General features: G+C 60.2%; 19 protein-coding genes and 2 pseudogenes. 11 read left to right on the top strand and 10 right to left on the bottom strand.

Going from position 1 to position 26366, the window contains the following annotated elements; all coding sequences use genetic code 11:
• Positions 1-29: 29 nt before the first annotated feature.
• On the bottom strand, positions 30-1199 hold the full coding sequence (locus FXB38_RS13020; RefSeq protein ID WP_148751252.1) for a glycosyltransferase: 1170 nt from the start codon (positions 1197-1199) through the stop codon (positions 30-32).
• 220 nt (positions 1200-1419) lie between these two features.
• On the opposite strand from FXB38_RS13020, the gene FXB38_RS13015 reads away from it, so the two are divergent.
• The 3 genes from FXB38_RS13015 to FXB38_RS13005 all read left to right on the top strand — a co-directional run bounded on the left by FXB38_RS13015 (position 1420) and on the right by FXB38_RS13005 (position 5216).
• Positions 1420-2361: a glycosyltransferase gene (locus tag FXB38_RS13015; RefSeq protein WP_148751251.1), complete on the top strand. Its 942-nt coding sequence runs from the start codon at positions 1420-1422 to the stop codon at positions 2359-2361.
• Positions 2362-2399: 38 nt separating this feature from the next.
• Complete coding sequence (locus FXB38_RS13010) at positions 2400-3755, top strand: hypothetical protein (RefSeq protein ID WP_148751250.1); 1356 nt, start codon at positions 2400-2402, stop codon at positions 3753-3755.
• 141 nt (positions 3756-3896) lie between these two features.
• A complete protein-coding gene (locus FXB38_RS13005) occupies positions 3897-5216 on the top strand; it encodes a lipopolysaccharide biosynthesis protein (protein ID WP_148751249.1) in 1320 nt (439 codons plus the stop codon).
• A gap of 443 nt (positions 5217-5659) precedes the next feature.
• On the opposite strand, the gene FXB38_RS13000 is transcribed toward FXB38_RS13005, so the two are convergent.
• The 4 genes from FXB38_RS13000 to FXB38_RS12985 form a co-directional block, all read right to left on the bottom strand.
• The gene (locus FXB38_RS13000) at positions 5660-6901 is read right to left on the bottom strand and encodes a glycosyltransferase family 4 protein (protein ID WP_148751248.1); all 1242 of its coding nucleotides are present in this window, start codon (positions 6899-6901) and stop codon (positions 5660-5662) included.
• A 61-nt stretch (positions 6902-6962) separates the two neighbouring features.
• Positions 6963-8102, bottom strand: a complete 1140-nt coding sequence (gene wecB, locus FXB38_RS12995) for a non-hydrolyzing UDP-N-acetylglucosamine 2-epimerase (RefSeq protein ID WP_148751247.1) — start codon at positions 8100-8102, stop codon at positions 6963-6965.
• A gap of 103 nt (positions 8103-8205) precedes the next feature.
• Positions 8206-9240, bottom strand: coding sequence for a polysaccharide biosynthesis protein (locus FXB38_RS12990; RefSeq protein WP_148751246.1), 1035 nt, complete (start codon positions 9238-9240; stop codon positions 8206-8208).
• Between the two features lie 176 nt (positions 9241-9416).
• A complete protein-coding gene (locus FXB38_RS12985) occupies positions 9417-11465 on the bottom strand; it encodes a glycosyltransferase family 39 protein (protein WP_148751245.1) in 2049 nt (682 codons plus the stop codon).
• A 316-nt stretch (positions 11466-11781) separates the two neighbouring features.
• Between FXB38_RS12985 and FXB38_RS12980 the strand changes: the two genes are divergently transcribed.
• Together FXB38_RS12980 and FXB38_RS12975 are read left to right on the top strand one after the other, a co-directional pair.
• A complete protein-coding gene (locus tag FXB38_RS12980) occupies positions 11782-12540 on the top strand; it encodes a class I SAM-dependent methyltransferase (protein WP_148751244.1) in 759 nt (252 codons plus the stop codon).
• A 177-nt stretch (positions 12541-12717) separates the two neighbouring features.
• Entirely contained in the window at positions 12718-14013 is a 1296-nt protein-coding gene (locus tag FXB38_RS12975; RefSeq protein WP_148751243.1) for a hypothetical protein, read from the top strand.
• 276 nt (positions 14014-14289) lie between these two features.
• On the opposite strand, the pseudogene FXB38_RS12970 reads toward FXB38_RS12975, so the two are convergent.
• Positions 14290-15310, bottom strand: a pseudogene (locus tag FXB38_RS12970) (transposase); the annotation flags it as partial.
• A 77-nt stretch (positions 15311-15387) separates the two neighbouring features.
• A complete protein-coding gene (gene purU / locus FXB38_RS12965) occupies positions 15388-16251 on the bottom strand; it encodes a formyltetrahydrofolate deformylase (RefSeq protein ID WP_148751242.1) in 864 nt (287 codons plus the stop codon).
• A 147-nt stretch (positions 16252-16398) separates the two neighbouring features.
• Here purU and FXB38_RS12960 point away from each other — a divergent pair, with 147 nt between their 5' ends.
• Together FXB38_RS12960 and FXB38_RS12955 are read left to right on the top strand one after the other, a co-directional pair.
• Positions 16399-17235 carry a uroporphyrinogen-III synthase gene (locus FXB38_RS12960; RefSeq protein ID WP_148751241.1) on the top strand — a complete coding sequence of 279 codons (837 nt, stop codon included), beginning with the start codon at positions 16399-16401 and terminating at the stop codon, positions 17233-17235.
• Positions 17236-17364: 129 nt separating this feature from the next.
• Positions 17365-18629, top strand: a pseudogene (locus FXB38_RS12955) (MFS transporter).
• 239 nt (positions 18630-18868) lie between these two features.
• Here the strand turns inward: FXB38_RS12955 and FXB38_RS12950 are convergent.
• The 3 genes from FXB38_RS12950 to FXB38_RS12940 form a co-directional block, all read right to left on the bottom strand.
• Complete coding sequence (locus FXB38_RS12950) at positions 18869-19267, bottom strand: hypothetical protein (protein WP_148751240.1); 399 nt, start codon at positions 19265-19267, stop codon at positions 18869-18871.
• Positions 19268-19461: 194 nt separating this feature from the next.
• On the bottom strand, positions 19462-20427 hold the full coding sequence (locus tag FXB38_RS12945) for an IS630 family transposase (RefSeq protein WP_148751239.1): 966 nt from the start codon (positions 20425-20427) through the stop codon (positions 19462-19464).
• A gap of 89 nt (positions 20428-20516) precedes the next feature.
• Positions 20517-21191 (bottom strand): Crp/Fnr family transcriptional regulator, encoded by a 675-nt coding sequence (locus tag FXB38_RS12940; protein WP_148751238.1) that lies wholly within the window; start codon positions 21189-21191, stop codon positions 20517-20519.
• A gap of 337 nt (positions 21192-21528) precedes the next feature.
• Here FXB38_RS12940 and FXB38_RS12935 point away from each other — a divergent pair, with 337 nt between their 5' ends.
• The 4 genes from FXB38_RS12935 to FXB38_RS12920 all read left to right on the top strand — a co-directional run bounded on the left by FXB38_RS12935 (position 21529) and on the right by FXB38_RS12920 (position 26325).
• Positions 21529-22350 (top strand): ABC transporter ATP-binding protein, encoded by an 822-nt coding sequence (locus tag FXB38_RS12935; RefSeq protein ID WP_148751237.1) that lies wholly within the window; start codon positions 21529-21531, stop codon positions 22348-22350.
• Complete coding sequence (locus tag FXB38_RS12930; RefSeq protein ID WP_148751236.1) at positions 22347-24278, top strand: long-chain fatty acid--CoA ligase; 1932 nt, start codon at positions 22347-22349, stop codon at positions 24276-24278. Before FXB38_RS12935 ends, FXB38_RS12930 begins: the two co-directional genes overlap by 4 nt.
• A 76-nt stretch (positions 24279-24354) precedes the next feature.
• Positions 24355-25248 carry a branched-chain amino acid ABC transporter permease gene (locus FXB38_RS12925; protein WP_148751235.1) on the top strand — a complete coding sequence of 298 codons (894 nt, stop codon included), beginning with the start codon at positions 24355-24357 and terminating at the stop codon, positions 25246-25248.
• Positions 25249-25251: 3 nt separating this feature from the next.
• Entirely contained in the window at positions 25252-26325 is a 1074-nt protein-coding gene (locus FXB38_RS12920; protein ID WP_148751234.1) for a branched-chain amino acid ABC transporter permease, read from the top strand.
• Positions 26326-26366 lie beyond the last annotated feature (41 nt).

Raw genomic sequence — 26366 nt, 5'->3', positions numbered from 1 at the left:
ATTCACGGGAGATCTGGCATGGAGGTCGATCACCGGAGGGCAATCCCCGCGGCGGCAAAAAGCAACTGACGATTCTGCTCGATGCTTTGCGAATCCTGCAAGATAAGTTCAGCGTATCGCATGCAAGCTGCTCTCGCTGCGGACTGTTCGGCCAACGTCCAACGCGACGCCTCATCGATGCAAGCCGCGACGGAGCCGGGATCTGGCGCGATCGCCCATCCTGCGCCCGCTTCACACAGATCGTTCCACGGGGTCTGATCGCTGGTGAGCACGGGGAGCCCTACGCTCATTGCCTCGAAAATGACGTGCCCGTAGTTCTCGCCCAAAGTCGGAAACAAGAACAGGTCATAGCAAGCAAAGACCGATGCGATATCCTGATGCGCAACTTCACCGCGATAGGCGACGCTGACATGCGGCGGCAGCCCGTCGATGAGCTTCTGGCATTCCTCCCAATAGGTCTCGTCCTCTTTTGGCCCGTAGATATCGAAAACGACTCTTGCCTTTGCGAGGCTGACTGCCCGCAACGCGCCGGTCAGGTTCTTCTTGGGCGATATGCGCGACAGGAAACAAAGACGAAATGGACTACCGCTCTCACGTGGCTCCCACGCTGAAACGACGTTTGCCGGCGGCGCGGTGGCCAGATCAGATCCGATTGCGATCGAAGACGAGCCGATCGACATCGCTCGGGAAATATCGTCAGCCTCGATTTCCGTCGAAGCATGCCACATGACGTCCCGGGTCAACCGAGACATTGAGGCGCCCTTGATATAAGCTGATTTCCTCAGGCTCTTTAGCGTCAGGGCTCCAGGCGAGAACTCTCCACGCGGAGCAAGAAGCAACGGTATGCGTGGAATAAGACCTGCTCGCCGAGCGATCAGGACGCGCAAGCTAAAAACCGGATCGAAAAAGCTGTTGAGGTAAATGCAGTCAGGCCGAACCTCTTCAATCAAGGCGCGGATGGCCCGGATGGAGATGTTTTCGGGCTCAAAATATCGAACCTCGGCCTTGCCCATTTTGATCCAGGCATTCGCATCAAGCTCCGGATAGGGTTCGGCGTCGCCCAGGTCGCGATCAAGTGTCCCGATGAAGAATCTGATTTCGTCGCCGAGCGCTTCCGCCATGTTCGCCAGCGACCTGATCGGACCGCCCGCTTTGAATCCTGGCAGATAGTGCCTGTTAAATGCCAAGACTTTCATCATGATCTGGTTTCGCACGCTGGAAGTGAACGACACTGTCGCGACAATATCGATATTTGGCAACGTCAGGCGCGGAGCATCCCTTCCAAAAGGAAGGCAATCGAGATTCCGGGCCGCAAGATGGATTTGATTGATTTACTGGGAATTGCGCCGGATGGCCAGCCTGTAGTAATCACGGATCACCGGCAACTCTCGGGCGTGGCAGGGATAAAGTTGGAGATATATGTTGACGGAACTGCCACTGATAAGCTTGGTGACGCCCACCTACAACCGCTCCAAATATCTGCCGGAGACCGTGAACTCGGTACTTAATCAAAGTTATCGCAACATCGAATTCATCGTCGTCGACGATGGCTCGACCGACTCGACCGAAGAGTATCTCGCGACGCTTCCGCCGAGAGTCAAGGTCTTGCGGCAATCGAACGCCGGACAAGTCGCAGCGTTGACGGCGGGCTGGGGCGCATCGGCCGGAACATATCTCGGTTACCTGAGCGACGACGACATCCTGCTACCGGACGCGGTCGCTACCCTGGTCAAGCATCTCGAAGCAGAACCTGAGGCGGTAGCAACGTTCCCAAACACGAATCTGATCGATCAGAACGGCAGGATTGTCAGGGAGCACGGGGGGCGGCCATTTTCTCTGGCAGAACTCGTGATCGAACAGGAGTGCTACATTGGCCCAGGCGCCATTTTTCGTCGGAGCGTATATGACGCGGTCGGGGGATGGGACCCTCGCTGCAGGCTCGGACCAGATCGCGAATTCTGGATGCGGGTGGGATGTCTTGGCCGCATTGATTTCAATCCGGAAGTGCTGGCGCTCTATAGGGTCCATTCCGGATCCCTTTCAATCAGCGGAATCGTGTCGGACAAGTTGGTCGATGAGTTCATCTACGTTGCCGACAAGTTCTTCGATGGCCCGTTTTGTCCGAGTTCGCTGCGGGCAAGCAAGAACCTCGCGGTAGCCAACGCCAACCTCGTCGCCGCTCGCGGACATCTGCGCAACGGTCACCTGACCCGATTTGCCCGGTCAATCATGACCGCCCACAGATACGACCCTGCAAGCCTCAACCTGAAATCGATGTCGAGACTCGTTCGCGCGGTGATCCCCCCTCAGCTAAAGCAACCGATCGCGCGCCTTGTTGGACGCTTTCGACGCCGCAGCTGATGCCGTCATGATTCTAATCGTCACAGAGCTCTGCGCACATGGTTCTTAAGACTCCCGAGCGTCTCAGCGCCCTTCGGCTGACCGGCGCTCCAGTGGCCATGACGATCTATCTTGCACTGACCGTGCTGGCCTTTCGTTTCGGCCCGTGGCCCTGGCCAGTGCAACAGCCGGAATACCTCTACCTCTACCTCACGGCGGCCATCGTCCTGTTCTTCATTGGGGCGATCGGTGGAGCCTTCGTGTCCCCGCCATGGCGATCGCCTATCGCAAGTCATCGCGAAACTGCGACGATCAAAGTCGCGATTCTGCTCATGGTTCTCAGTGTGCTCATCTTGTCGGTGGCGCGAACCGACTCGGTCCTACCGCCGGTTTCGCTTCAACTGTCGCGCGCGAACTACAACTACGATATCTTCGTTGCGAGGAATTTCACGCGTGGATGGTGGACATATTTCGAGTACGCGTTCGCCCTGCTCAGCCCGTTCTTCTTTGTTGCGTTGACCGGAGCAATCCAGCATTGGCGTCGGCTAGGGTGGCCCTACCGGATTGCATACATCTTCGCCTGTCTTACTTTTCTGCTGATCTACACTCATATTGGCGTCAATCGCGGTCTATTCCAATTGTCGGTGCTGCTGCCGCTAACCTTTGGGTTATACTACTTCTTTTCAGGACTGACCTCACGCCGCACAATCTGGATCTTGATCTCCTCCGCGGTCGTTGGCACCGCATTGTTCTTGTGGATCTTCGTTTTCTTCATCTCGTTCCGCGATCCAGCCTCCAACGTAGGCCACTTCACGCCACTGAATCTTGACGCGCAGAGATCCGGCGCGATCTATGCAATCCTTCCGCCGACGCTGTTCCCGGGCTATGAGACAGTCACGCGATACCTCGGCGTCGGTTACTATGGACTTTCCCTCGCGCTGGCAGAAACCGACTATGGACTGGGGTGGGGGCTTACCAACTCCCTGGTTGTCTTGAGGAAGGCCAAGTTCCTCCTTGGCGACAGCTGGTACTTCCATACACTTCTTCCGGTAATCGAACAGAAATACGATTGGAGTCTCTGGACAACCTGGCATTCCGCGTTCACATGGTTCATCTCGGACTTCGGCGTATCCGGTTCGCTGATCGTCGTTCTGATGATTGGTGCCCTCTATGGCCTGGTATGGCGCTGTCTTCTGATGACAGGGTCCGTCATTGCTCTATCCATGTTCTATCTGCTGAACACGATGGTGTTTTATTTTCCGGCCAACAATCAACTGTTGCAGTCAGCCGACACGCTTTTCGGCTTCCTGGTTCTATCCCTGACTTTCATTGCCGGTTTTTTCAAGCTGAAGTTCATGAGAACATCGCCCTCAGCCCCTGGCGCTTTTGATCACCCCTCCAAGGATCAGTTTTAGCCGGCCTTCGTGCCCAGTCAGGTTAAGACGTCGACAGCATGGGCAACGGATCATAGAGATGCGGCCGTGACCTTCTTACGCAAGCGCCCGACCGACGGATCTTCGAGCGGCGGAAATGCGGGCCGATCCGGTAGTACGGCCATGGCCGGCAAAGTCTTCCAACTCGTGACCGGCGTCGGGATTGGGCTGCTGCTTCCGCTCGGTCTGAGTTTGCACGAGGTCGGCCTGTTCTTTTTCGTCCAAGCCATTGTCAATGTGAGCGTTGTCCTCGCTCAACTGGGGCTGCCCGTCACGATCCCCGGGATCGTCTCACACGCGACGGCGGTTGGAGACACGGGACGAGCTCGGATCGTCGCCATCGAAACGATCAAGATGTCCGTCATCTCCGGCCTGGCTGTCGGATGCCTGGTTGGAATTTGTGCGTTCGCTTTCGGCACTGCTGCCAACGCACTGAGCCCACAGATCTGGAGTCTCGTTCCGCTCATAATTCCGATGATTGCGGCCGGCGCTGTGCTTGGCGTGCTGGCAGAAATCCACCGCGCACTCTACGGCATGGTAGCCGCTTCGTTCCTGCCCGCCCTTCAAGGGCTGATCGTCAGCGCCTATCTCGTATTTGCGCTCGCTTTCAAAATCCCCCTATCGATCTCGAACCTTCTGGCCGCCAGCGTGCTCGCGGCCATGGCCGGGATCGTACTCGGACTGGTGCAATTGGGGCGAATGATGCGTCCTTGGCAACGAGTACCGGTCACGCCGGCGCCCCCGTCAGACATTCTCGCAGAAAGCTGGCCAAATCTCGTAACCACCATGAGTTTCGTTGCCGCCTCCCAGCTTGACATTTGGGTCGTGGGGCTAGGGGGTCACCCTGCAGACGTCGCATGCTACGGATTGGCTCTGAGAATAGGAAGCATGTTTGCGGTCCCGCTCACGATCGTATCGCTCACAATCCTGCCCCATATCGTGACCAACTGGGCACGTCACCGCCGCTTGTATTTGCAATGGTTGTTAACGCTCTCGGCCACCGGCGCGACCTTCGCGGCACTTGTTGGATTTGTGTTGTTTGCGGGCTTCGGACGAAGCTTGATATTGATCATCTGGGGAGAGGCGTATTCGCGGGCCTTCCGCGCCGCGCTCATCCTAGGTCTTGGCCAAGTCATGTTTTCAGCCGGCGGCGTTGCCGGTTACGCGCTCATTCTGCTGGGCAGGCAGAAAGCCGCAATGGTCATTACGTTGATCATCGCGAGCGTGACGGTGCCGCTGGCTGCTTGGGCCATGTTCAAATTCGGGATTTTGGGCGTCGCGACCGTATATGCCGCAAGTTCGACCACGCAAGCGCTCGTAAATGTCCTTCTCGTTCGGAACTTTTTCGGACTCACTGCGAATGCAAGGCTGATAAATCCCTTGCGCGTCGGTCGGCTGTTGTCTCACACGCCGAAAAGCTTGCGAAACACATTACCGCACTGACGGTGGGATTGGGCTGCTGGCATGTATTTTCCGGTGGCGATCTACCAGGAATATTCCTACATCCCGCAGCCGGATCCGCCAGTGATCCGGAGCTTCGTGCTCGCGCCGTTCGCAAAGTTTGACGGCCACGGGCGGGCATATCGGGCATCAACGGAATACATCGCATCGCTTGATGAAACTCGCAGATTCCGCCGACGATCGAGCCAGGTCTCCGATCGTGATCTACGAAAACAACAAGCCGCTCGGGCCTGCGCACAGCTCGCACGATGATATCAGCAAGAATGGTCTCGGACGATTTTTGCATTGGCGAGGACTCGGAATCATTTTCTCGTCCAGCGACGCCACCACCCCAAACACAAACGGCAGGCGGTATACCATCGTTCGGCCGCAGTGAGATCACATCGTAACGGGTCCCGGGTCTTCGATGGCCGAAGTCGCTCCTATCAATGTCTCTCCCGCTTCCCGTCACCCGAGTAACGCAATTCGGACAACCAGCCGACGAGCTTGTCGATCTGCTTCTTGCGATCGAATTCGGCAGTTGCAAGATCGCGTCCGCGCGCTCCCATCGCGCGTCTCTCATCCGGCGTCAAACTCGCAAGCTGCACGGCTGCATGGGCGAGTCCTTTCGCATCGCCAGCGGAGCAGACGAGACCGGCTCCTGACTGCCGGATCAGCGCCGCACCCTCGCCGTCCATCATGGCGAGAACCGGGATACCAGCGGCGAGGTAGGTCTGCAGCTTTGCAGGAATGGTTGAGGACAACACCGGGTCCGGCTTCAGTGAGACGAGCAACGCATCGGCACAGCGAAAAAATGACGGCATCCGCTCGACTGCAAACCGTCCAAGCATCAAAAACACGTCACCGAGGCCACGACGATTGATTTCGGAAGCGACCCAATCGGACACGCGGCCGTCGCCAACGAGGACCCAGCGGAAATCCGGACGGCCGCGCAAATGCTCAGCGGCATCGAGAATCGCAGGAAAGTCTTGCGCATCGCCGATGTTGCCGGCGAACATCACCGTGAATTTGCCATGCGCCGGCGGAACCTCGGGCGCGGCGGCCTGATCGCGCGCCTCATAGATCAGTTCGGCCCAGTTCGGAAAATAGACGATGCGTTCCGGATGATCGCAATTGCCGGCGATCCGCGGAACAAAGCTGCGCGACTGCGCCAGGATCAAATCGCAGCGATTGTAGATGAGCCGGACCAACCGACCGATCAGCGCCAGCAATCGGGGCGACGTCACCGCGCCGATGGCGAAGAGCGTTTCAGGCCACAGGTCCTGCACCCAGAACGCCAATGGCACCCGGCGCAGCCGACGCACCAGCATCGCCGGAATGCCGACCGTGACCGGAGACGGCTCGAAGACAAAGATGCAATCGAACGGCGTCGATCGGAGCATGATAGGACCAAGAATAGTCGCAGTCACAACGAAGCTCAGATAGTTCAGCAAAAGCCCGGGCCCGGCAGATCGCGCCAGCAGAGGAACGCGCACGATCCGCGCGCCCTTGTACCGCTCGTACTGTTTGGGCGCAGCGTAGAAGCCACCGAATCCGCTGCGATTGGGATAGCTGGGCGTCCCGGTCAGGATCGTGACCTCGTGACCTCGAGCCACGAGATCTTCCACGAGATCGTTGATCTTGAAATTTTCCGGCCAAAAGTACTGGCTGACGACAAGCAACTTCAAGGAGCACCAATCCAGGCTATCTTACGGTACGGACGACCGGCGGCGTCCGGCGCTATGTCTTCTAACGATCCATTCTCCAGACAACCCTTTTGACGTAATCGGCATAGCTATGAATGATGCGAACGACCTTGTCGGACACATTAGGTGTCGCATAGTCGGAGACGATCTGCAGGGCTCGATCGGTGCCGCGCTCTCGTGCATCGAGAATCGCAATCCCCTGCATGACGCGGTCGACGTCCAGGCCGACCATCATCACGGCTCCCTCCTCCATGCCTTCGGGACGCTCGTGCGCCTCTCGAATATTCAACGCCGGGAGATCAAGAATCGACGCCTCCTCGGTGATGGTGCCGCTGTCTGAAAGTACGGCGCGGGCTCCGATCTGCAGATTGACATAATCGCTGAAGCCAAGCGGCTTCAGCAGTTGGACTTCCGGCCGGAACGACATGCCCCTCGCGTCGATGCGCTTCTGGGTGCGCGGATGGGTCGAGACGATGACCGGCAGGTTGAACTGCGCGGCGACAGCATTGAGCATCTCCCGGAGCTTGGCGAAATTCGTCTCTGAATCGACGTTCTCCTCCCGGTGCGCGCTGACGACGAAATAGCGGCCGGCCTCCAGCCCGAGCCGCGCCCGTACGCCAGAAGCATCGATCTGCGGACGGTAGTGCTCCAGCACCTCGAACATCGGGCTTCCGGTCTTGATGACGCGGTCGGGCGCCAATCCCTCGCGGAGCAGGTAGTCGCGGGCGATGGTCGAATAGGTGAGATTGATATCCGCGGTGTGGTCGACGATTCGTCGATTGATCTCTTCGGGAACGCGGTCGTCGAAGCTGCGGTTGCCGGCCTCCATGTGAAAGATCGGAATCCTGCGACGCTTGGCCGCGATCACCGCGAGGCTGCTGTTCGTGTCGCCGAGGATAAGCAGAGCCTCCGGCCCTCGTTCGGCCAAGACCCGGTCCGTCGCGATGATGACGTTGCCGATCGTCTCGGCCGCCGTCGCGCCCGCAGCCCCAAGAAAGACGTCCGGCTTTCGGATACCAAGATCATCGAAGAAGATCTGATTCAGCTCGTAATCGTAATTCTGTCCGGTATGAACCAGCGTATGATCGCAAAATTGATCGAGCTTGGCTATGACGCGCGACAGCCTGATGATCTCGGGTCTGGTGCCGATGACGGTAAGTACCTTCAGCTTGCCGGTGATCATGAACCCGATACCCTATATCTCATCTGTCTCGACCTGTTGACCGGCCACCGGTTCCGAGCAGCAAGGGCGCGCCCGGCTCCGTCGGATCTACCACACCGCTTCGTCATCCTTCGTTGACGGGTATGCGGCCTGCAACGACGGTGCGGATGTAATCAAGGCTATTGAGCAACTTGATCATGCCGGCGACATCGAGGCGTTCGGTATTGTGAGAATTGTAGTCCTCGCTGATCGAGATCTGTGTCTCGCCCTCTTCGTAGAATTTTGTGTAGTTCAGGTCGCGCAGATCAGGCGGAACACGGAAATAGAGATCGAGATCCTGCGCGCTGGCACGCTCCTCCCTGGAGAGCAGCGTTTCGTACAGCTTTTCCCCGTGACGAGTGCCGATGATCTGGATCGGATGATCGGGACGGCCAAGAACCTTCACCATCGCCTTGGCAAGAACTTCGATCGTCGCGGCCGGGGCTTTCTGGACAAAGATGTCGCCGTTGTCGCCATGTTCGAACGCATAGAGCACGAGATCCACTGCGTCGCCCAGCGACATCATGAAGCGCGTCATGTTCGGATCGGTGATGGTGATAGGCTTGCCGGCGAGGATTTGATCGACGAACAACGGAATGACCGAGCCGCGCGAGGCCATGACGTTCCCGTAGCGCGTTCCGCAAATCACTGTCGATCGCGCATCGAGATTGCGCGACTTGGCGACCATGACCTTTTCCATCAGGGCTTTGGATATTCCCATCGCATTAATCGGGTACACGGCCTTGTCGGTCGAGAGGCAGACAATACGCTTGACATGGGAGGCAATCGCCGCCTCGAGCACATTTTCGGTTCCCACGACATTGGTCTTGACCGCCTCCATGGGATGGAACTCGCAGGATGGCACCTGCTTCAGCGCGGCGGCATGGAACACGAAATCAGCGCCGCGCATCGGGCCGAGAAGACTCGAGTAATCACGGACATCGCCAAGATAGAACTTGAGCTTGTCGGAATTGTAAAATTTGCGCTGATCGTCCTGTTTCTTCTCGTCACGGCTGAAAATGCGAATTTCGCGGATTTCCGACGAGAGAAAGCGACGCAACACTGCGTTGCCAAAAGACCCGGTGCCACCCGTGATAAGCAAGCATTTGTCTTCGAACATTGACGTTCCTAAGCGATCTATCAAAGTTGGCGGAGCTGCGAACAGTTGCGGTCCAGCTCGCTCCGAAAACTGCTACAGAACCCCCCGCGCTTCCGCAACCGCCGATTGCCCTCATATCAGGCTGATACGGGGGTAAAATTGGCAGCCAAAGGCTTGGTTTGAGCGGATCCGACCTGTCATTTGGTCCCGAATGTGGAGAATCCCCCAAAGGCACGATGCAACGGCCGGTTCTGCCATCCCGGGGCAAGCGCGGCATCTAGGAGAATCGGAAGTTTTGTTGGCCCGATCAATCTCTCGGCCTTGACAAGACAGGCCGAGTATTCGGCCGGAACCTGGATATCCGACAAATATTGCGTCGGACGATAGAACGCCGGCACCAGCACCGTGCTGAACGAAGCCCGGTCCCGCGGAAGGTCCACCGAGATGCTGTGATCGAGAGGCTGCCATATGCCTTCGCGCTTCGCATACTGAAGGGAAACCGTCGCCCTGCCCTGCTGACAGCTTTCTCCGCCGAAAGTCAGCAGGATACGGTCTGCGGCAGCGCGCACATCCCATTGCAGGCCTTGTTCCCCAAGCTTGGGGGTCATACTGTCCGGGACGCTTTCGACAAGTGCGCGATATCTGTCGGGCAGCGGCACACCAAAGATCGTCGTCTCGCTTGTGGATGGTTTTGCGACGAGCGCAATTGGCTCTCTCGGCTCAGCCAGCAACGCTTCCAATTGATGTCGCAGGGCGCGATCCTGATACATCGTCATGCCAGCGTATGCCGAAATCAGTCCGAGTGACGCGACCGCGGCAACGATCAAGAAGCGAGGCAAGACGCCACGCAGCCGTGACCATTCAAAGGGAACACTGAAAAACGAGAGAACTGCCAGTATCCAGATGAACTCGAGCTGAAAGACGTGCCGAACCGAAAACTGCACGACTGGATATGTCAAAAGCGCGCCGAACATCAGAAACAGAGCGAACGCTTCACGCGGCCTGACTGCCGCCTCTCGCCAGAAGAACGCGACAAATCCTGCCGCACATATGATCGCAACCCATGAGTTCGCCAGTCGATCGTAGAGCCGATTGAGCAAGCGCGCGATCCACGGCGCCGCGCGCACCGGAACACCTGGATCCAGATTGACACGCCCAGGCGCCACGAGTTCCGGAAATACGATCACCCAGGCGGCGGATTTCAGCGCTTGCGTCGTCACGTCCCCGACGAAATATGGAAGCCAACTGAGCACGTAAGAACCGGATCGTGTCGCAGCCTGAGAAACCGTGTGGCCAAGTTGGCCTTCCCTTTCATCCCAACCCGGATCAGTTGGACGCAAGTCTGCGGCCACGGACGACAGCACGATCTCGTCCGAATAACGCGCTCCAAGCGAATACGGCACAGGCCCCAAATCCAGATAACTCTGGAACGGATCGGACAGGCCCTGCATCAGCAACGTGCCGGATGCTCCGGCCTTTCCGACCCCCAACAGCGGCGCGGCGGATACCAAGGCTGACGCGACGAAAACGGCGATCGTTGCGATACCGACTTTCCATCTCTTCGATCCCGAACCGACCACCAATCCGATCATTCCGATTGGCAACAGGATGAAAACGTCGGAGCGAAAGCCGACCCCCAAGCCTACCGCCACGCCGGAAAGCGCCGCCCACAACAAAGCCATGCGCGGCGACTCGGCGCGAATGGTCAAAATCAGAAACACGAGAGCCCAGATGAAGAATGGCGCCTTGGAGAAGTCCCGAAAATACGGAACCATCGACAGCATGACCGGCGACAGAGCCAGGATAATTGCCCCTACCGCAGCCGGCCATCTCGCGAAAAAGAGACGAACCAGAACGAAGCAACCACACGCATAGGCACCCACCAGCGTCGAGACCAGCGGCCAAAGGTTCGAGTAGCGAATCGACGTCACGCGCCACAAGGCAGAGACCGCCCAACCCAGATAAAGTTGGGAACGAAAGAAAATGCCGGCCGGCTCTTCCGGAGCGATCCCGATCGTCGCGCAGTCGAACACAGCACTGCGCCCGAACAGGAAATCGACCATCGACGCGGGAGTGACCGGGGAACGCACGAAGCCGTAACCACAAGCCGAATAGACCATCTCCGGCATGAACGCCTGATACAAGTACAACATGGTCGATTGGTGAAGCACGGCGGCGCCCAGCACCGCGCCCAACAGGGCGAAACCGACCCCAAGGACCCAGTCGGGGCGGTCAGGCATCGTCACGAATTTTCTCGACATTATAAGGAGACTCACAATCGGGTCGATCTGGGTCCGACCCCCGGAACGGTTCGGCGGCAACACGAGCGCAAATTCGCGGCTGAAGCGGATCGTTTATACATCAATTCGGACATCGACAAGTGAGCGAGCCGCTCTCCGCCGCAGGCCTCACGGCCTAGTCCCGGAGCATCCGCGCTTCGACACGGACGTCGCTGAATTCGCCTCGCGGTCCCCGGAAACCAGCGTCGCCTCCCCTTCTACAGCGACCGGCTTTCAAGTACTGTTGGCTCTTCTATTCCCGACATCCCGGCTGGAGTTGTAAATGTCGCTTAGGGTCACGGCGCGCGAATTCTTGCGAGGAACACTTCATCGTCTTGGCCTGGCGGAAGTCATCGGCTGGCTGCGCCAGGCGAGGGGAAACAGATTCACCATCGACAAACGCGCTCCCGTGCGGGATCGCTTCGCTGCAATCTATCAGAACGATCTCTGGAAGATGAATGAGGGCCAGCCCTCTTCGGGAGCCGGATCAAGCGAGCGCTCGGCACAGAACGTCATTGCGACTCTTCCAAAAGTCATATCCGAGCTCGGCATAACGTCGCTGCTGGACATCGGCTGCGGAGACTTCACCTGGATGAAGAAGATAGAGCTGCCTTGCTCATACACCGGCATCGATATCGTTCCATCCGTCATTGCGCACAACCAGAAGGAGTTTTCCACGCCGCAGCGGAATTTCATTTGCCTGGACGCCATCACCGAAGCTATTCCGGCTGCGGATGCGGTGCTGTGCCGGGAGGTGCTTTTCCACCTGAGCTTTGCGGATAGCATGAGCCTGATCAGAAACGTCTACAAATCAGGAAGCAGGTTCTTTCTGACGACGACAGAACGAGCGACCGGGTACAACTCCGACATCGACAGTGGAGACTTCCGCATTCTCAATCTGCAGATATCTCCATACAATTTCGGGCCACCGGTCATGGAGATTGCGGATGACTCCGTCAGCGTCAGCAGGATCATCGGCGTCTGGCGGCTCGAAGATTTTCCGGCCTGGGCGAAAACCCGTTCGGAACGTGCTGCATTCTGACCCGCAAGGTGATCGAGAGCATTCACGGCGCCATGGCGTCCCCGAAGATGCAGGGCATGGCGGCCCGCAAGCGATGCCGCCTTCGCCCCGGTTGCCAGGCGCTCCCCTCGCCCGTATCGAGATCGTTTGATCCCTAAGGAATCCCGGTGAATGACTTTAAAGGATAGATGGCGGGCAATGGCCGGTCTCGTCGAATCTCCAGGCGGAATCGGCGTCTTGATCTGCCTGTACATTCTCACCGCCTGCTTCTCTTTGAGGGCCGTCACAACTTTCAGCCCCCACTATTTTAGCGCTGCTGCGTTCCATATCTTCTACGACCCGGCCCGCGTGCCGATGGCAGCCGCGGTGGTCGCGGCCTTCGCCTTGGTCGGAATGATCTTCATGGTAGCTCGTTTCAGTTTCGGGTATCTGGTCGGATTCTATCTTTGTTCGATGATCCTCGGCTATCTCTGGCTAAACTGCTTCAGCGACTTCAACTACGATCACCGATTGGCTGGATGGTCTGCGGCATTTTCGGCTGCGGCGTTCCTTGTCCCCGCCGCACTGATCGTCTCACCCGTTGGCAGAGCCTACGAACTGCCCGCCAGAATGTTCGAGCACTTGCTGACCCTCATCCTGCTGTTGTCTTTGCTGACGATCACAGCGGGCGCAGTTTACAATTTCAGAATTGTGGCCATAGGGGATATTTACAGCTACCGTGACAAGCTCGATTTCCCCACCGGACTTAGGTACGCGATCGGGATCACCTCCACCACCTTGCTGCCCTTCGCTTTTGCCTGTTTCGTTGCGCGAAAAAACATTTGGCGCGCGGGCGCGGCGTTGGTTCTCTCTCTGCTGTTTTATCCGGTTACGTTGACCAAGTTCGCTATTTTCACGCCGGTCTGGCTGGTCTTTGTTGCCTTTCTCACCAGATATTTCGGATCCAGGACGGTAGTCATTCTTTCCCTGTTGCTGCCGATGCTAGCAGGGCTCCTGACCTCCATTTTCGTGGTGCTGCCAACCCTCTTTTACACAGTCAACTTCCGGATGATGACCGTCCCGTCGAACGCTCTCGATATCTACAATGATTATTTCTCCAGGCACGAGCTGACTTATTTCTGTCAGATCGGATTCCTGAAGTCGTTCGTTCCATGCGCCTACAACGAGCCGCTGTCGATCGTGATGAACCGGGTCTATGAACTCGGATATTTGAATGCGTCGCTTTTTGCGACCGAAGGGGTCGCCTCTGTCGGCCCCCTGTTTGCACCGATCGCGGCGTTTGCATGCGGCCTGGTCTTCGCTTTTGGCAATCGCCTGTCTGCGGATCTGCCGCCCAGCTTTGTCTTGATTTCCAGCGCAATCCTGCCGCAGGTCTTGCTCAACGTTCCTCTATCGACCGCGCTTCTGACGCATGGGGCCGCGCTACTCTTCCTGCTCTGGTACGTGACACCGCGCGCGATGTTCAGCCAAAGCGGCGTGCAGCCGTCGAGCTGAAGGCGAACCCGCTTGCGGGCGCCATAGCCGATGCGAAGCATCGGCGTTCTTGAAGAACGGCGGCCGAGGGCCACCTATGCCGACCTCCCGTAAGCGGGAGAGGCGAACGAGGCCGTGGCCGGTTGATTCAGTCTAAGCCATTCCGCTTTAGCAGTCTGCTGAAAAACCTTGAATTGGAGAGTTTCTGTATTCGTGCCGGTTCGGTTTAGGGCGACGCGGCGGAGCTGGATGTAATTTTCTAGCCTTGTGTTGGTGGCCTCTGACGCGGGGTGGCTGAGCGGCCAGCAATTTGGGGATTCGGATCAGGTTATAGGCGATCAGATTGAGCAGGAAGTCGGCGGCGACGCGAACGATGCCGCGATGTTTGGTCTTGCGCATGGTGCCGTGCTGCTTGCACCATCCGAAGATGCACTCGAACATCGCCCCGCGCGATTGCGACATGCCATATCCCGGATGCCACGTGGTTCGTTCGTCGATGGCGCTGTTGCGGGTCTTGCCGGCTTTGGTGACGGCCCGGTTCTGTGTTACATGCGGCGTGAGGCCGATGGCGCGAAGGTTGGCGACATGATCGGCGGTATCGTACGCCTTGTCCTCACCGACCGTGATGCGGCGGCCCGCGGCTTTGCGCCTCGCCTTCAGAATGGTCTCCGAAGCCCGGCGTTCGGCGGTGCCATTGGCATGCGTAACCCTGCCGGCCACCGCCAGCCCATGCCGGTTCTCCATGGTGGCGTGGCCCATATAACAAAGCCTGGCCTCCCGTCCGGCCGCCTTGCGATAAAGCCTGCTGTCCGGGTCGCTGGTGCTGGTATGGGTGTCGTTCTTGCGCTTCTGACCGTGAAAGTTGGCGCCGTCATCATCGCCACCGCTGCCGTCGTTGTGACGAAAGCTCTTCTGTGAAGCAGGCTTCGATCAGCGTTCCGTCCACCGAAAAATGCTCGTCCATCGCCGTTCTGCAGCCGCTCCCGGTTCTTGGTGAAGGTGGTCGGGTCCCAGACCGGATCGTCCGGCGACAGCCCCACGAACCAGCGATACAAAAGATTGTAGTCCAGCTGCTCCATCAACTGGCGTTCCGAGCGGATGCCGTAGAACACTGCAGCAGCAAGGCGCTCAGCAATTGCTCCGGAGGGATCGAAGGACGTCCCTCGCTGGCGTACAGTCTCCCAAGGCTGCGGTTCAAATCGCTCAAAACATCCCGGACAAGTTCCCGAACCTTCCGCAGGGGATGGTTCACTGGCACACGCTTATCCGGTGCGATGTACGAAAACAGGCCGCCCTGATCCGTAAACCTGCCGCGCATGATCGCCTCCGCCGATTCGATATGATAAAGTGAATCATCAAGCTCCCTCCGTGGCGAGGGGGTTCTTCAGCAGACTGTTAGTCCACGAACACGACAGTCTTGCGACCGTTGAGGATGACGCGATAGTCGAGATGATACCGGATCGCCCGTGCCAGCACGCGGCGCTCGATGTCGCGGCCCTTGCGGACGAGATCTTCCGGCGTGTCGCGGTGGCTGATGCGCTCGACGTCCTGATCAATGATAGGGCCTTCGTCGAGGTCGCGCGTGACGTAATGGGCGGTGGCGCCGATCAGCTTCACACCGCGCTCATGCGCCTGGTGATAGGGCTTTGCGCCCTTGAAGCCCGGCAGGAACGAGTGATGGATGTTGATGCAGCGGCCGGAGAGCTTGGCCGACAGGTCATCCGACAGGATCTGCATGTAGCGGGCGAGCACCACGAGATCGGTCCCGGTCTCGGCGACGAGATCGAGGATCTGCGCCTCCTGCTCGCTCTTGGTCTCCTTGGTGACCGGCAGATAATGGAACGGGATCCCGCCGAAATCGAGCCCGGCATAAACCTCGCGCGGGTGGTTGGAGACGATCGCAGCCAAGGTCATCGGCAATTCGCCGGTGCGCCAGCGATAGAGGATGTCGACCAGGCAGTGGTCGGATTTTGACACCAGCAGCATGACCTTCAGATGCGCCGCACGGTCGCGCATCCGCCACTCCATGCCGAAGCGTTCCGCGATCGCGGCAAAGCCGGTCTGGAGCGCGGCGAGCTCCACGGCGAGGTCCGCCGCGGTGAAAACCACCCGCATGAAGAACTTCTTGGTCTCGACGTCGTCGAACTGCTGGGCGTCGAGAATGTTCTGCCCGTTATGGGCGAGAAACGTCGACACCGCCGAGACGATGCCGGGGCGATCCGGGCAGGACAGGGTCAGGACATACTGATGGTCGGGCATGGCTCTTGATGAAGGTTTGGGCAATAGGGTTGCGGAACGACCCGCGATTTGCGCCCTGCTCTAGCACCGACGCGCCCCTTGCGCCAATCCCGGCAACGGAGTCAGGATGAACGGACGATTGCGATTTTGACCGACCGGAGCACGCCCATGGCCGACCGCTTGACCGGCACCCGCATCCTGATCCTGGAGACACGCGAGGAAGCGCAGTTCTCAAAGCTGCTGGCCGAGCAAGGCGCCGAGGTCGTGCAATGCCCGATGTTCACCATCCACGACGCGCCGGACGCCGCCCCGGTCGAGGCCTGGATCCGCCGCGCCATCGACAAGCCGTTTAACGATCTCGTGCTGATGACCGGCGAAGGCCTGCGGCGGATGATGAAGCTCGCTCGCGCGCGCGGCATCGACCAGGCCTTTGTCGCGGCGCTGGCCAAGTCGCGAAAATTCACGCGAGGCCCGAAGCCTGGCAAGGCGCTACGCGAGAACGGCCTTGAGCCGCAGCAGACCACGGAGAAGCCGACCACCGAGGGCGTGATCGAGATGCTCGGCAAGCTCGACCTCAGGGGACGCCGCCTCGGGCTTCAGCTTTATCCGGACAAGGATCACAGCACGCTGACCGGTGCGTTGGCCGCGCAAGGTGCCGAGGTCGATACCGTCTTGCCCTACGTCTACGATTCCAAAGCGGCGGACGCCAATTTCGTCACCGCCATCGACGACATGGCGGAGGGACGGATCGACGCCATCGCGTTGACCAATCTCGGCCAGGTCCGGCGCCTGATCGAGGCCGCCAAGACCCATGGCGGCGAGGCGAAGTTGCGCGCAGGATTCGAACGCACGTTGATCGCTTCGGTGGGACCGGCAGTCTCAGGTGAGCTCGCCGCGCACGGCCTGCGCACCGACATCTCGCCTGCGGACGACGCCTATTTCATGCGTCCACTGATCTCGGCGATGGCCGCGGCGCTCGCGGAGCGGAAGCCGAGACAGCAGTGAGGTAAGAGCCCGGCGCAGGGGCGGCCCGCGGCGGCTGCGATTGACACGCGGATCGTCGGCGCTACGTTGCCGAACAGCAAGAAGAAACAACAAGCGCAAGGGAATCGCCGTGACACGAGTCATCGCGCTGTGAGCACAACCGCGCGGCGTTCGGCGCTCGCACCATTCCGCATTCGCAACTACCGCTTCCAGTGGCCGTCCGACTTTCTCACCTCATGGGCGTTCGAGGTCGAGACGCTGGTGCTCGGCTGGTACATCATGGTCGAGACCGGCTCGGTGTTGCTGCTGACCGTCATGGCCTCGCTGCAATATGTCGGGACGCTGGTTGCGCCCGTACTCGGGATGGTCGGCGACCGCGTCGGTCATCGCGACCTCCTGGTCGCGCTGCGCCTCACCTACACCTTGCTCGCCTCGACCATCATGGTGTTGGCGCTGACCCGCCAGCTCGCACCGTTCAACGTCATGATCATCGTCGCGATCATGGGCCTGATCCGCCCATCCGATCTCGGCGTGCGCGGGGCACTCCTTGCCGACATCATGCCGGCCGAGCAACTTGTCGGCGCCATCAGCCTCGCGCGCACGACCCAGGATAGCGCGCGCATTGCCGGCGCGTTGACCGGCGCGGGCTTGTTCGCCCTTCTCGGCATCGGCCTCGTCTACGCCGCGATCGCGAGCTTCTATCTCATCGCAGCAATTCTGATGTTCTGCATGAGCCGGCCGGAAAAGTCGGTCACGACGACGGATCTCCCTGCAAGCAGCGATGCGGTCTCGCGATTGCTGGGTGACCTGAAGGAAGGCATCGTCTACGCTTGGAACGGCCCTGGAATGCGCGCGGCGCTGTGCGTCGCCTTCCTGGCCAACCTCACGGCCTTTCCGATCACCAACGGATTGCTGCCTTTTGTTGCGCGCGACATCTTCCACACCGACCAGACCGGTGTCGGCTATCTCTCGGCGAGCTTTGCCGCGTGGGCTCGCTGACGGGCTCCATCACGCTGAGCCTCGTCAGTGGGGTCCGCATCGCCCGGCTTTTGATCGGCGCGACGCTGGCCTGGTACGCGATGCTGTTGATGTTCGTCGAGATCAGGACTATGCCGGTCGCCATGGCCTGCCTCGTGCTCGCCGGCATTGCCCAGAGCATGTCGATGATCTCAGCGGCCGTGATCCTGATGCGGACGGCGAGCGCCCATCTGCGCGGCCGCGTCATGGGCGTGCGGATGATGGTGATCTACGGCCTACCGATCGGCTTGCTTGCGGCGGGTAGCCTGATCGACCTGATTGGCTATTCCGCCATGGGCTCGGTCTATGCGGTCGCGGGCATCATCGCGATGTCCGCGATCGCGGTGCTCTGGCGCGAGGATCTGTGGCCGGCGCACGCTCCGGCCAATGTGGGCTGACGGACCGCGCCGCCACGCCCTAGACTCCTGTTTCCAACGCCTCGATGACATTCCAGCTCGGCCCCAATTATTGGAGCGTCGGCGCCGCCGCCCACATTACCGGTACGGCCGCAGCTAACACTTTCGGAGGCGACTAGTGGCGGCGCGAAGGCATCTGCATGTCCAGAAAATCAGTATGAGGGGGAGGAGCACGATGACAGAGAGCATCATCATGCGGCAGCAGCATCTTGATGGTGCGCTCACTTCCATGTCACCGAGTAGGTTCGGCCGTTCGAGTTTGGATCGCTGTTGTCGCTGGCGGAAAAGACGAGGCCTTCACCCCGCCAATGCCAATAACTGCCGTTGGTCGCGTGCCACCGCGCGTGCGGTGGCCCGAGCGGATGACCATTCTCTAAAACGACAAGGGTAGATCTTGACGGGCCCCAGTTGACGTCGGCGATTGCATCAAGCTTTGGCGGCAGGTCAGCGTGCCAGGCGGTCTCGTTGACCCTTTGGAAGGGGCCGGACAACTGTGCGGACTTCGGCAGATCAGGCTGGGGAATGTAACTGTAGTGAAGATGGATCGCGACAGGGAAATAGATCGCGAGCACCACAATGATCGCTTTGAGGGCCTGCGAAAGTGTCAATGACGGCGCCATGCAGCGATTACCCGGCGTTGTGATTCCATGGCGTTCCTCAGATTTTAGTTGCCGAAACGAGCCCCACAACCCTCGGCGGAGCCAGGGCTGCTTCGAGCAGCAGAGTAACCAATCCAGTATCTGTTCCGGCCTGTAAAGCCGCCTTCGGGCGGCTTTTCGCTGTCTAGGTCAGCGTTTTCTTGGTTCGAATCATATCATGCGGCGTCGGCGAGTTTGTAGGACCAGGTATGGACGACGGGATGGCGATTGACGTCATCGATTCCGGCGATGATGCGCTGTTTGAGTTCGTGCTTTGATCTGACGCGGATGTGACGCAGGACGGAGCGGGCGAACTTGGAGAAGAAGCCCTCGATGAGGTTGAGCCAGGAGCCGTGCTTGGGCGTGAAGGTAAACTGGAAGCGGCCTGCCGGTCGTGTATCGAGCCGGGCTCTGGTTTCTCTCGATATGTGCGCGGAATGACTATCGAGGATCAACTTGATCGCGGTCCTGGCCGGATAGGCGGCATCGCGGAGCTTGAGGAATTCTACGAACTCTCGGCTGCGGTGGCGGTCTTTGACGAGTGCGTGGACCTTCCCGGTGAGCAGGTCAATGCCCGCCAACGGGCTGAGCGTGCCGTGGCGTTTGTACTCATGATCGCGCGCGAAGGCCGCATGCCCGCCCGGCACTGGCGGCAGATCCGGCGCCGTCGTCGCGATGGCCTGGATTCCCGGCTTCTCGTCGTAGGAGGCGATCGCTACCGGGCGGGCGAGACATTCATGTCCAGCCTCAGGTCCGTGCTCGCGGGCATGGCGGGCCAAAAGCCGCGTCGTCCACACCTCGTGTGGATAGCCATGCTCCCTGGCCTTGTCGCACGCCAGAGACACCAGCCAGGTCTTTGCCGCCGGCGTGATCACCGGCTCCTGGCCCGGTCGAGGGCGCTCGTCGAGCGCCGCCAGCGCACCATCGGCCACCGCCCGCTCGACGCAGCGCTGGACCGTCTGATGATGGGCGCCAAGTCTCTGTCCCACCGCAAAGAATGACGGGGTCTCGCGGTAGGCAAGCAGCATCGCGGCCCGCGACACCTGGCGCGCCGGTTCGCTCCTCGATCGCGAAAGAGCCGTCAACGTTTCAATCTCTTCGTCGGTCATCGCCAACTCGACCGCTTGCCGCCATCCTGCCATGATAAAACTCCTCGTTCAGTCAATTGCAAACGAGGAATCCACAAACAAACATCTCGTTCCATTACTGCCAAGTTCACGGAATCGGTCGTCTAGTCCCCATACCCGCGCAGCCGATCGATATCCAGAATGGTGACACCGCCATATTCCAGCCGCAGCAGGCCCTCCTTCTCCAGCCGGTTCAGCGCTCGGTTGGCGTTCTGGCGCGACATGCCGGACAGTGCGCCGATCTCCTCCTGGGTGATCTCCAGATGCGCGGTCGATTCCGGATAGAGAATCGGATTGAACAGCGAGGCTATGCTGCGCGCGAGGCGCGAGGTGGCATCGAGCGTGCGGTTGACCTCGAGCATGCCGATGAACTGTCCGAGCCGCTCGTTGAGCTGGCGCACCAGGAAGCGATTGAAGCCGACGCTGTTCTCGAACAGCCACATGAAGGCGGAGCGCTCCATCAACGCAACGCGGCTGTCGCGCAAAGCGACCACGTCGTAGCGGCGCAGCTCGTTCTTCAGCACGCTGCCTTCGCCGAACCAGGCGCCTGCCGTGAGCCCCGCAAGGCTCGTCTCCCTGCCGTCGCGCGAAACGCCGCCCATGCGGGCCAGGCCGCTCACCATGCCGGCCCAATAACCAAACTTGTCGCCGCGCATGAACACGGTCTCGCCGGTGCCGTAGGACCGCTCCGTAATCCCGGCGCGCGCCACCTCGATCTCCGCCAGCGTGAGTTCGCGCGACCAGGCGGCGACGCGCTTGAGTTGATCCTCTGAAATCATGATCGAGGGGCCAGCCGCACCGTTTCGTCACCCCATCCTTCTGCTGCACTGCAACACAATTGTTCCGGCCACCATCCGACGAAAGATGCAAGCCGCTGCAGCCCCAAAAACTTTGTCGCAGAATTGTCAGGCCGGAGACATTTCAAAATAGCGCTTTCCCCTATTGAGGGCCACCTCGGGTGATGCGGCTTTTGATCCCAAACGGGTACGAAAGTGGCACGGCTCCGGTCGGAACCATGTGCTGCATGGCCTCACCGGCACGACCGTACTAGGATCGCCCGAGAGGAACGAACGAAGAGCGCCGCTGAACGCGCCATCACCGGGAGGGATTTTTTTGGTGGCTACCAGTCTCGAAGTGCGCGGCGTGTCCTTGCGGTTCGGCGGCGTTCGCGCGCTGACCGACGTCAGTTTCGCCATCAACGAGGGCGAGTTGTTCTCGATTATCGGCCCCAACGGTGCTGGCAAGACTTCGATCGTGAACTGTATTTCCGGCCGCTACAAGCCGACTGAAGGCCAGCTGTTCTACCACGGCCGCGACATCAGCGGCCTGACGCCGAATGCGCGTCCCACGCTCGGAATCGGCCGCACCTTCCAGAATCTCGCCCTGTTCCACCACATGAGCGTGCTCGACAACGTCATGGTCGGCCGCCATCACCTCCTGAACAACAATTTCCTCACGGGCTCGCTGTACTGGCTCACCGGCGCGCGCAAGGAAGAGCTTGAGCACCGCCGCAAGGTTGAAGAGATCATCGACTTCCTCGACCTCCAATCGGTGCGAAAGGCGCCGGCCGGCACTCTCCCCTACGGCCTGCGCAAGCGCGTCGAGCTTGCGCGTGCCATGGCACTGGAGCCGCGCCTCATCCTCCTTGATGAGCCGATGGCCGGCATGAACTTCGAGGAGAAGGAGGACATGGCCCGCTACATCGTCGATCTCAACGAGGAGTTCGGGATGACGGTGGTGATGATCGAGCACGACATGGGCGTGGTGATGGACATCTCCCACCGCGTCATGGTGCTGGATTTCGGCCGTAAGATCGCCGAGGGCGATCCTGCCGCCGTGCTCGCCGATCCCCACGTCAGGCGCGCCTATCTCGGCGAGGAGGACGAGTTGCTGGTCGATCCCGACGATGCGCCGCCGGCCCAGGAGAGCGCGGCATGATGGATTATGCAGGCCGCGTCGCCCAGGCCGACACCTATCCAAAGATGCTCCGGCTTAATGCAAAAGAGCACGGCGACGAGATCGCGCTGCGCGAAAAGGATCTCGGCCTCTGGCGCCCCTTCACCTGGAGCGATTACCAGACCCGCGTGCGCGATTTCGCGCTCGGGCTGATCGAACTGAGCCTTGGCCGGGGCGACGTCATCGGAATCATAGGCGACAACCGGCCGGACTGGGTTGCGGCGGAAGTGGCCACCCACGCGATCGGCGGATTGAGCCTCGGGCTCTATCGCGACGTGCTGGACGAGGAGGCTTCGTATCTGCTCAATTACGGCGAGGCCCAGCTCGTCTTTGCCGAGGACGAGGAGCAGGTCGACAAGCTGCTGGCGCTCGCCGAGCGCGTGCCGCGACTTAAGCACATCATCTATTCCGATCCGCGCGGGATGCGGAAATACGACGATCCGCGGCTGATGTCGGCGGAGAAGTTCGCCGAGCTCGGGCGTGCCCGCGCGACCCGCGAGCCGGAGCTTTACGACAAGCTCGTCGACGCCACCAAGGGCGAAGATGTCGCCATCCTCTGCACCACGTCGGGTACCACGTCGCATCCGAAGCTCGCGATGCTCGCAGCCGGCCGCGTGCTCGGCCATTGCGCGACCTATCTCGCCTTCGACCCGAAGAGCCCGGACGACGAATACGTCTCGGTGCTCCCGTTGCCGTGGATCATGGAGCAGGTCTACGTGCTCGGCAAAGGCCTGCTCTGCCGAATGAAGATCAACTTCGTCGAAGAGCCGGATACGATGATGAACGACCTGCGCGAGATCGCGCCGACATTCGTGCTGTTTGCGCCGCGCGTCTGGGAATCGATCGCCGCCGACGTCCGCGCCAAGGTGATGGATGCGACGCCATTCAAGCAGCACCTGTTCGATATCGGCATGAAATCGGGTCTCGCCGCGCTCGAACAGGGCAAGCGCTCGGGCGTTGCCGACGCCATCCTGTTCCGCGCCCTGCGCGACCGGCTCGGCTTCACGCGGCTGCGTTCGGCCGCCACCGGCGGCGCAGCGCTCGGCCCTGATACTTTCAAGTTCTTCCAGGCTATGGGCGTGCCGCTGCGCACGCTCTATGGCCAGACCGAGCTGCTGGGGGCCTACACGCTGCATCCCGCGGGCAAGGTCGACCCCGACACGACGGGCGTGCCGATGGCGGACAGCGTCGAGATCCGCATCGACAATGCCGATATCCATGGCGTCGGCGAGATCGTGGTGCGCCACCCCAACATGTTTCTCGGCTACTACAAGAACCCGGAAGCGAGCGTCGCCGACATCCGCGACGGCTGGATGCTGTCGGGTGATGCCGGCTATTTCAACGCGAACCGCCAGCTTGTCGTCATCGACCGCATCAAGGATCTCGCCGAGACATCGCGCGGCGAACGCTTCTCGCCGCAATTCATCGAGAACAAGCTGAAGTTCTCGCCTTACATCGCGGAGGCCGTGGTGCTCGGCGCCGGTCGCGATGCGCTCGCGGCGATGATCTGCATCCGCTACTCCATCATCTCGAAATGGGCGGAGAAGAACCGGCTCTCGTTCACGACCTACAGCGACCTCGCCTCGCGCCCCGAAGTCTATGCGCTGCTGCAAAAGGAAGTCGAGACCGTCAACGCGACGCTGCCCCCGGCGCAACGCATCTCGCGCTTCCTGCTTCTTTACAAGGAGCTCGACGCTGACGATGGCGAGCTCACCCGCACCCGAAAGGTACGCCGCAGCGTCATCAATGAGAAATACGAAGGCATTATCGACGCCATCTACCGCGGCTCCGCCGACATCCCCGTCGATACCGTGATCCGCTTCCAGGACGGTACCACCCAGCGCGTGCGAACCACATTGCGGGTCGTGGATCTCGGCGGACACGGTCCCATGGCGGAGGCTGCAGAGTGAACTTGCTTCCGATCCAGGGCCGGCAATCGATCCACCCCTTCCTGCGCAGGCCGGGAGAGGCGAAGGATAGCACCACATGAACACAGCCTTCCTCATCCAGCTCCTGGTCAACGGTCTCGTGGTCGGCACGCTCTACGGCGTGGTCGCGATGTCGTTCGTGCTGATCTACAAGGCGACGCAAGTCGTCAATTTCGCGCAAGGGGAATTGCTGCTGGTCGGCGCCTGGGTGTGCTGGACCCTGCTCGCGAAATACCAGGTGCCGTTCTGGATCGGCATGCCGATGACGCTGGTGTTCATGTTCGTGTTCGGCATCGCGATCCAGGTCCTGATCCTGCGGCCGATGATCGGCGAGCCCATCATCTCCGTGATCATGGTGACGATCGGCCTCTCCACCGTGCTGCAGGCGACGCTGAAATGGATGTTCGGCGTCAACCCGCAGCCGTTCCCGCGCGTGTTCGAGAGCCAGTCGGTCGGCCTGTTCGGCCTCCAGATCCAGACCGTCTATGTCATGAGCCTGGTCGTGTCGGTGGCGATGATGATCGGCATGGCCTGGTTCTTCCGCGCCTCGAAGTACGGCCTTGCGATGCGCGCCACCGCCTTCAACCAGCAAGTGGCGCAGTCGCTCGGCATTTCCGTCAAAAGCGTGTTTGCGATGGCCTGGGCCATCTCGGCCACCGTTTCCGCGGTCGCCGGCGTCGTCGTCGCCGTGGTGAACGGCGTGTCCTCGGGTCTTGCCGGCTACGGCATCAAGGTGTTCCCGGCGGCGATCCTCGGCGGGCTCGATTCCGTCGGCGGCGCGGTGCTCGGCGGCATCATCATCGGGCTCCTGGAAAACATCGCACAATATGTCGACAGCGAGTATCTGCACTGGGGCAATCTCTACGAGATCGCGCCGTTTTACGTCCTCATCATCGTGCTGATGATCAAGCCTTACGGCCTGTTCGGCACCCACGACATCGAGCGGATCTGATCCATGGCCGGCCCTGCCCTCATCCCTGCTGGTGATTTCCGCACCTCTTACGCGGCTGACACCACGATCTTCCCGACCACGACCAGCCGCAACTTCGCGATCGCCGGCGTGCTGGCGTTGTGCCTCGTGCCGCAATTCCTCGGCGGCTACTGGCTCAGCATCCTGATCCAGATCGGCATCTTCTCGATTGCGGCGCTGGGGCTCAACATCCTGGTCGGCTTCACCGGCCAGATCTCGATCGGGCACGCCGCCTTCTTCCTGCTCGGTGCCTTCACCTCTGCCTACATCTCCAACAACGCGCCGATCCCGGTGTTCTTCGCGATTCCGCTCGCGGGTGTCGTCACCGCTTTGGTCGGGCTGATCTTCGGCATTCCGGCGGCGCGGCTGAAGGGTCTTTACCTCGTCATCGCGACGCTGGCGGCCCAATATATCCTGCTCGACTTCTTCTCTCGCGCCGATTGGTTTTCCGGCGGCTCCGTGCCGGCGAGCGCCGAGCCGTTCTCGATCTTCGGCTATACGCTGCGCGGCGACCGGCAATATTTCTATGTCGTGCTGGCCTATGTGCTGGCGAGCTATATTCTCGTCACCAATCTGATGCGCACGCGCGACGGCCGCGCGCTGGTCGCGATCCGCGACCATTATCTCTCCGCGGAGATCATGGGCATCAACCTCACCAAATACCGCACGCTGTCGTTCGGGCTCGCCGCCTTCTTCGCCGGCATCGCCGGCGCGCTCTACGCGCATTACCAGCTCGTGGTGTCGCAGGAAGGTTTCGGCATCGAGCGCTCGATCCTGTTCCTCGCCATGATCATCATCGGCGGCACCGGCTCGATCATGGGCACGCTGATGGGCACGGCCTTCGTGGTGCTGCTGCCGGAGTCCATGGAGTTCATCAGTCTGTCGGTCAAGGGCGGCGCGATCGACAAGGCGTTGTCGCTCAACAACAACATCACCTTCCTGCGCGAGATCGCGATCGGGGTCATCATCATCGCGTTCCTGATGTTCGAGCCGGACGGGCTCGCGCATCGCTGGCGGCAGATCAAGGCGTACTGGAAACTCTACCCGTTCTCGCACTGAGCGCGGAAACTTCACTGAAACAATAAACCGGAGGAACCGAC

The organism is Bradyrhizobium cytisi (genome assembly GCF_008123515.1).
Classification (GTDB): domain Bacteria; phylum Pseudomonadota; class Alphaproteobacteria; order Rhizobiales; family Xanthobacteraceae; genus Bradyrhizobium; species Bradyrhizobium cytisi.
The sequence above is the reverse complement of the archived record's forward strand: the minus strand, read 5'-3'. Positions and strand labels throughout refer to the sequence as shown.